Raw genomic sequence first — 7,526 nt, forward strand, 5'->3', positions numbered from 1 at the left:
GAACTGGGTCCTCGTGACAAAGTTTCTCAAGCTTTCTGGCACGAACAACAGAAAGGCAACACCATCAAACACCCACTGGGTGACGTGGTGCACCTAGATCTTCGCCATCTTGGTGAAGAGTACCTACAAGAGCGTCTACCGTTCATCTGTGAGCTAGCAAAAGCTTACGTAAACGTGGACCCTGCAAAAGAGCCAATTCCAATTCGTCCAACCGTTCACTACACCATGGGTGGTATTGAAACGGACGGCGGTTGTGAAACTCGCATTAAAGGCCTATTCGCGGTGGGTGAATGTGCGTCTGTTGGTCTTCACGGTGCAAACCGTCTAGGTTCTAACTCACTGGCTGAGTTCGTGGTATTTGGCCGCGTAGCGGGTGAAAATGCAGTGAAACGCGCAGCAGAATTCAAAGGTTGGAACGACGCGGCAATTGACGCGCAAGTCAAAGCCGTTGAAGAGCGCATCGCGAAACTGATGAACCAAGAAGGCGACGAAAACTGGGCAGAAATCCGCACAGAAATGGGCCACACCATGGAAGCTGGCTGTGGTATCTACCGCCAAGAAGATTTGATGCAAGCGACTATCGACAAAATCACTGAGTTGAAAGAACGCTACAAACGCATCAGCATCAAAGACAAAGGTAAAGTGTTCAACACAGACCTTCTATACGCAATCGAAGTGGGTTACGGCCTAGAAGTCGCAGAAGCGATGGTTCACTCTGCGATTCTACGTAAAGAATCGCGCGGCGCGCACCAGCGTCTAGACGACGGTTGTACAGAACGTGATGACGTGAACTTCCTAAAACACTCACTTGCTTTCTACAAGCCAGAGTCAGCACCAAGTATCGATTACAGCAATGTGACCATCACTAAGTCACAACCAAAAGCTCGTCTATACGGTGAAGCAGCAGAAAAAGCAGCGGCTGAAGAGAAGAACGCAGAGGAGCAAGCATAATGTCAGCAAATCGCATTCAAAAAGTAGACATCCTGCGTTACGACCCAGAAAAAGATGCAGAACCATACAAGCAAACATTCGAAGTCCCATTCGATGAAACCATGTCTGTACTTGACGCACTTGGTTACATCAAAGACCACCTAGACAAAGATCTGTCTTACCGTTGGTCTTGCCGTATGGCGATCTGTGGTTCTTGCGGCATCATGGTGAACAACGTACCGAAACTTGCTTGTAAGAGCTTCCTACGTGACTACCCAGACGGTGTGACTATCGAACCTCTAGCGAACTTCCCAATCGAGAAAGACTTGATTGTTGATATGACGCCATTCATCGAGCGCCTAGAAGCAATCAAACCATACATCATTGGTAACGATCGTAAACCAGAAGACGGTACGAACTTGCAAACGCCAGAACAGATGGCGAAATACAAGCAGTTCGCTGGCTGTATCAACTGTGGTCTGTGCTATGCCGCATGTCCTCAGTTTGGTCTTAACCCAGAGTTCATCGGTCCTGCTGCACTAACGCTAGCCCACCGCTACAACCTAGACAGCCGTGACAACGGTAAAGATGAGCGCATGAAGCTTATCAACGGTGAAAACGGTGCTTGGGGTTGTACGTTTGTTGGTTACTGTTCTGAAGTTTGTCCGAAGAACGTTGACCCAGCAGCGGCAGTAAACCAAGGCAAAGTGGAGTCTTCTATGGACTTCGTGATTGCTATGTTGAAACCTGATGGTTCACCAAAGAAAGTGGAGGCATAAGGATGAGCAATCGTAAACCTTACGTTCGTGAAGTAAAACGCACTTGGTGGAAGAACCATCCTTTCTACCGCTTCTACATGCTACGTGAAGCGACGGTGCTTCCGTTAATCCTATTCACTCTGTTCCTAACTTTCGGTTTAGGTTGCTTGGTGAAAGGTCCTGAAGCATGGCAAGGTTGGTTAGCGTTCATGGCGAACCCAATCGTAGTCGCAATCAACATCGTTGCACTACTCGGTAGCCTATTCCACGCTCAAACTTTCTTCAGCATGATGCCACAAGTAATGCCAATTCGTTTGAAAGGCAAACCCGTGGACAAGAAGATCATCGTATTGACTCAGTGGGCCGCGGTTGCGTTCATCTCACTGATCGTTCTCATCGTGGTGTAAGGAGCTGAGCAATGAAACCGAATTATAGTGTAAACACATCACCAAAACGTTCTGATGAGCCAATCTGGTGGGGTCTGTTTGGCGCAGGTGGTACTTGGTTCGCGATGATCACGCCAATCACGGTATTGGTGCTGGGCATCTTGGTCCCACTAGGCGTGATTGATGCAGAAGCGATGAGCTACGAGCGTGTCTCTGCATTCGCAACCAGCATCATCGGTGCGCTATTCATCATTGGCACGCTAGCATTGCCAATGTGGCATGCAATGCACCGTGTACACCACGGCATGCACGACCTTAAATTCCACACTGGTGTGATTGGTAAAATTGCATGCTATGCATTTGCAGGCCTCATCACTGCACTAGCAGTTATCTTTATCTTCATGATTTAAGAGACTGACCAAAAAAAGAAAAAGCTGGCTAAATGCCAGCTTTTTTATTGCTTTGGGTTACCTATGATCTTTTTGCTTTTTAAGCTTTTGACCACCCATGATCTTATTGCTGTGCGACCTTCTTTGTCTGGTCCATAAGACCCAGAGCACCAAAGCCAGTAATCACATCTAGGTTTGTTTTCAAGCCCGTTTCGTCACTTCCACCAATGTAATTTTGTGGCATCTGAACTTGGAAGTTTTGCAAATTGTTGTACAGCGAGTTCGCTACGTCTCGATTCAATTCTGCCAAGTAAACTTCACGGTTTGCTCCTAACGCCGCATACTTACCTTTTAGGACTTCAGATTCTGCGCGACCTTTCGCTAATATCGCTTTCGCTTCAAACTCAGCAGAAAGTGCGTTCGCTTTTTGAATCGCTAAGTTAGCCTCTGCGATAGCTAGCTCTTTCTCCTTCTCGACTTCAGCAAGTCGTTTGGTTTTTTCCACTTCAACGATTTCACGCTCTGCAATCTGACGCGCCACTTCCACTTCTTTTTGTTGAGCAATAATTGCGAGTTCTTTACCACGCTGGGCGTCTTGCACCTCACGTGTTCGTTGAATCTCTTTGCGTAACTGCTCGGTCTCTGCCTGTGCTTTCGACGTTTCTTGTTCCTGAATCGCGCGAATACGATCCGCCACTAAACGCTTTTTATCTGCCAATAGCTGATCTAATTGCTTTTCTGGTTGCGGGTCACCAATGGTCACCTGCGTCACTTGAATACCGTATTGTTGTAACGGATTGTCTTGACGAATTGGTTGCCCGGTTTTGTCTACGACTGGCACAGTTTTCCATACCAGTTGATTGGTGCGCTGTAATTGGTTCGGATTAGTTTGATTCGCCCCAACAGGCGCAAGATCCAACTCTTCCACTTCAACCTGACGTCGCTCTGTTAGATAAATCCCCTCTCGTAACTGATCGCCAAGTTTCGATTTGAACTGGTTCAAACCACCTTGGAAAAACTCTTCACCCGTGTATTGGGTTGCGGTAATCACCGTTACGTTACGTGCGTTCTTTACAAGCAGCGCATCGATCAAGTTACTGTTGTTGCGGAACTCTTTATGCATCTTCTTCACCGCTTCAGGGTCATTACTGAGCTTAAAGCGGAATGTTACGGGGATCTGACCAATATAGGTGTCGGCAAATCGAACCTGAATCGCATCAAGACGTTGATAAAAATCTTCGCCCTTGCTGTTACCGAATGACACGGTGATGACTTGGTCATACTTGGTGATTTTGGACAGAAATGGCATACGAAAATGAATGCCAGGTTCAGTAAACACATCCAACTCACCAGTAATATTATTCTGATGCACGTAGCTGTAACCCGCATCGGTCATCAGCACCGAGCTATTAATCGTTAAGCCTATTGCCAACAGCGGTACGCCAAATACGGCTGCTTTTAATCCTTTATGTAGTAACTGACGTCTTTCTTCCACCTTTAAACCCCTTCCTAAACCTCTGCTTTCCATTTTGTTCTCCTTTTTTGGATTGTTACTGAGTTAAATCGATAAAAATCAGATTGCTATGCAACTCAGCAACAAGTGCTAATGTATCAAAATGTTACATTAAGGAATAATCGACAGATTCATGGAATAAATAAGATTTTTACGAATAATACAAAATCATCAAAAATTTGCGGAGGATATCGATGTTTTACGCAGAGGGATTAAAAGAGAAGAATCACAGGCAATAAAAAAGGCCGCCGAAGCGACCTTTCTAACAATCATATAAAGTGCTTACTTCACACGACCTACGTATTCAGCAGTACGAGTATCTACGCGAATCACTTCACCAATTGAGATGAACAGAGGAACACGAACAACAGCGCCAGTTGATAGCGTCGCTGGTTTACCGCCAGTACCTTGAGTATCACCTTTCAGGCCTGGGTCTGTGTCTACAACTTCTAGCTCAACGAAGTTTGGTGGAGTAACAGTAATTGGGTTACCGTTCCAAAGAGTGATCATACAAGTGTTGTTTTCTACCAACCACTTAGCGTTTTCACCTACCGCTTTTGCATCCGCTGCGATCTGTTCAAACGTTTCACTGTTCATAAAGTGGTAGAATTCGCCGTCTGAATATAGATAATCTAGGTCGATATCCATTACGTCTGCCACTTCACAAGTGTCACCAGACTTGAATGTTTTCTCTAGCACTTTACCAGAAAGAAGTTTACGAATTTTAACACGGTTGAACGCTTGGCCTTTACCTGGTTTAACGTATTCGTTTTCCAGAATTACACAAGGCTCGTTATCAAGCATTAACTTAAGACCGCCTTTAAATTCATTGGTGCTAACTGTAGCCATTTTTTCCTCTTACATTCTTAGAGCTAAATTCAATGCCGCACATAATAACCCGAAAAGTCGAATCTGTTGAGCAAAACTGGCTCAAACAGTTGGCGAATGGGATCTCTGATCCTGCAAAATTGCTCGAAATACTGGAAATTGATCCTTCACCGTGGCAAGACGGGTTTGCCGCGCGCAAGCTGTTTGCACAGCGTGTACCGCAAAGTTTTGTCGATAGGATGGAGAAAGGCAACCCTAAAGACCCTCTTCTACGTCAGGTTTTACCACTGAGCGACGAATTTGAGGTGCATCCGGGCTACTCCAATGATCCATTGGAAGAGCAGGACAATGAAGTCCCTGGCCTGCTACACAAGTATCGCAACCGCGCCCTGATGATTGTCAAAGGTGGCTGCGCGGTAAATTGCCGTTACTGTTTTCGTCGTCACTTCCCTTATCAAGAGAACAAAAGCGGGAAACAAGCCTGGACCAAGTGCTTAGAGTACATGGCACAACAACCAGAGTTGAACGAAGTCATCTTCTCAGGTGGTGATCCATTAATGGCAAAAGACGATGAGATTCATTGGCTTTTAGAGCACATTGCTCATATTCCTCACATCAAACGTCTGCGTATTCATAGCCGTTTACCTGTGGTGATTCCTGCTCGAGTCACTGATGAACTATGCCAACTTCTGCAAGCATCAAGGTTACAAATCATCCTCGTCACTCACATCAACCATGCCAACGAAATCAATGACGAATTTGCTGAACAGATGTTCAAGCTCAAAAGAGCGGGCGTTACGCTTCTAAACCAAGGCGTTCTGCTGAAAGGCGTGAATGATTCGGTAGAAGCTCAAGTGGCGTTAAGTGAGGCCTTATTTGACGCGGGTATCTTGCCTTATTACCTCCACGTTCTTGATAAGGTGCAAGGCGCAGCGCACTACTTTATTTCGGACGAAGAAGCGAAAGCTATTATGCGCGGACTCATCACGCGTGTATCGGGTTATCTGGTACCAAAACTCACACGAGAAATTGGTGGCAGGCCAAGTAAAACGCCGTTGGATTTGCATTTAGAATAAGCTCTGACGCTCAATTAAATTTGTCGTCTAGATTGATTATTTTTGTTCGCTTTGCACGGTAAGTCTATGCATACTCCGCACTTTTGGAGGTCAAGATGCATACAGCATTCGAACAAATTTTCGATCTTGGCCCATTCAGTTGGCCTGCCCTACTATGCTGCGCCATTAATGGGCTCATGATCGGTATAGAGCGCCAAACTCGTGGTAAACCGGTTGGCATTCGCACAGCAATATTAATTATTTCAGGCACCTACCTGTTGATGTCGATGGCAGTGTCGTTATCGCCAAATACACTTGATCAAGCACGAGTGCTTGGTCAAATCATTACTGGCGTCGGCTTCTTAGGCGCTGGCGTTATGATGACACTTGATGGAAAAATCCATGGCGTAACATCCGCGGCTGTAATATGGGTACTAGCAGGTTTAGGTTTGATGATAGGTTTAGGTTATTTAACGCAGTCGGTGGTTATTACTCTCCTGACATTAACCGTGTTGTTAGGTGTGGATAAAGCAGAAAACCACATCAAAGCATTACGCCGCGGTGTTCATCAAAGAATTCAACAACGCAAAACTTCATCACGATTAATTAAATAGTTAACGCTCCGAGAAACTCGCTTCATCTCATCAGTAATTAAAGAGCCCTCGACAAACATCGAGGGCTTTCTGTATATAAAGATTCTGACTTTCTCAGGGATTACTTAGCAAAGTTGATGAGTGGGAAACACTTGAAGAAACCGTTATCCGCACAGTTCAAAAGACCAATTTGCACGCCATCGATTTGATCGGTCATGTTGAAGAAACCAAACTGGAAATTAGACTTCTTAGAGATACTCGCTAAGCCCACATCCGCCATGGTGTAGCCTTCAGAATAGTTCACCGCGCTCCAGTTCAAGCCTTTTACGTTGTTCGTAATGTTAACAGCACCCAAGTTAACACCCGTCGTCTGACCTTGGTTCCAGTTAACTAAGCCTAAAGACGCGCCTTTCATTTCTTGATTTACTTTTGCTGCGCCAAAAAACAGACCGAAGTTCACACCTGTCGTACGATCCGTTTCTGACATACCAAGCAGTGAAAAGTCGACACCTTTAACCTCATTTACCTGCCCATGCAGCACAGCTAAACGAACGCCACCAACTGAAGAATTAGAAGGTGCGTTTGTGTTATCGATAGTAGAGAACATCACAGGTGTACTGTCGGCAAAAGCAACAGGTGATGCGATAGCGGCTGCAACCGCCAATGACGTCATAAGCTTTTTCATTTTCATCTCCATGATGGGAAGCAACAATTTACAACATAGTGTAATGTTCAGATTTTGCTCTGTCCCCGTTCAAAAAGTGTTAGCAATAGGTCAGATTTAACCATCTGACTCAAAAGAAAAAATATTTCTCTTCGATTTTTTGCTTCTGAAATGGCGCTTTTTACGCTCAAAAATTTCATGATAAGCCACACCAGAACGTCATGTTTCTCAGGTGATACGCATAAAAAAGTCGAGGCATCTGCCTCGACTTTTAAAGGTTTGGTCGGTTATCTTTCCGCTATAAGGTTTCCCTAGAGCGATGAGATAAGCTGGCTTACATCATGCCGCCCATACCGCCCATGCCACCCATGCCGCCCATGTCAGGCATCGCTGGCGCGTCTTTTTGCGGT

9 protein-coding genes are annotated in these 7,526 nt (G+C 45.5%); 6 read left to right on the forward strand and 3 right to left on the reverse strand.

What is annotated here, in order from left to right; all coding sequences use genetic code 11:
- The 4 genes from IQR33_RS30710 to frdD all read left to right on the forward strand — a co-directional run.
- The coding region (locus tag IQR33_RS30710; protein ID WP_193844300.1) for an FAD-binding protein at positions 1-951 on the forward strand (951 nt) is incomplete at its 5' end.
- Positions 951-1,709, forward strand: a complete 759-nt coding sequence (locus IQR33_RS30715; protein ID WP_005381489.1) for a succinate dehydrogenase/fumarate reductase iron-sulfur subunit — start codon at positions 951-953, stop codon at positions 1,707-1,709. The genes IQR33_RS30710 and IQR33_RS30715, both read left to right, overlap by 1 nt.
- A gap of 2 nt (positions 1,710-1,711) precedes the next feature.
- On the forward strand, positions 1,712-2,095 hold the full coding sequence (frdC, locus tag IQR33_RS30720; protein WP_005381491.1) for a fumarate reductase subunit FrdC: 384 nt from the start codon (positions 1,712-1,714) through the stop codon (positions 2,093-2,095).
- 11 nt (positions 2,096-2,106) lie between these two features.
- Complete coding sequence (frdD, locus tag IQR33_RS30725; RefSeq protein WP_005381493.1) at positions 2,107-2,484, forward strand: fumarate reductase subunit FrdD; 378 nt, start codon at positions 2,107-2,109, stop codon at positions 2,482-2,484.
- A 103-nt stretch (positions 2,485-2,587) separates the two neighbouring features.
- Here frdD and IQR33_RS30730 read toward each other — a convergent pair whose 3' ends face one another.
- Together IQR33_RS30730 and efp are read right to left on the reverse strand one after the other, a co-directional pair.
- Positions 2,588-3,991: an SPFH domain-containing protein gene (locus IQR33_RS30730; protein ID WP_172563462.1), complete on the reverse strand. Its 1,404-nt coding sequence runs from the start codon at positions 3,989-3,991 to the stop codon at positions 2,588-2,590.
- Between the two features lie 267 nt (positions 3,992-4,258).
- Positions 4,259-4,825 carry an elongation factor P gene (gene efp, locus IQR33_RS30735; RefSeq protein ID WP_005381500.1) on the reverse strand — a complete coding sequence of 189 codons (567 nt, stop codon included), beginning with the start codon at positions 4,823-4,825 and terminating at the stop codon, positions 4,259-4,261.
- A gap of 32 nt (positions 4,826-4,857) precedes the next feature.
- Between efp and epmB the strand changes: the two genes are divergently transcribed.
- Positions 4,858-5,880 carry an EF-P beta-lysylation protein EpmB gene (epmB, locus tag IQR33_RS30740; RefSeq protein WP_005381502.1) on the forward strand — a complete coding sequence of 341 codons (1,023 nt, stop codon included), beginning with the start codon at positions 4,858-4,860 and terminating at the stop codon, positions 5,878-5,880.
- 95 nt (positions 5,881-5,975) lie between these two features.
- Positions 5,976-6,473 (forward strand): MgtC/SapB family protein, encoded by a 498-nt coding sequence (locus IQR33_RS30745; protein ID WP_193837585.1) that lies wholly within the window; start codon positions 5,976-5,978, stop codon positions 6,471-6,473.
- A gap of 100 nt (positions 6,474-6,573) precedes the next feature.
- Here the strand turns inward: IQR33_RS30745 and IQR33_RS30750 are convergent, their stop codons facing one another.
- A complete protein-coding gene (locus IQR33_RS30750) occupies positions 6,574-7,137 on the reverse strand; it encodes a VC2662 family protein (protein ID WP_005381507.1) in 564 nt (187 codons plus the stop codon).
- Positions 7,138-7,526 lie beyond the last annotated feature (389 nt).

Source organism: Vibrio sp. OPT46, from assembly GCF_015163535.1.
Lineage (GTDB): Bacteria > Pseudomonadota > Gammaproteobacteria > Enterobacterales > Vibrionaceae > Vibrio > Vibrio alginolyticus.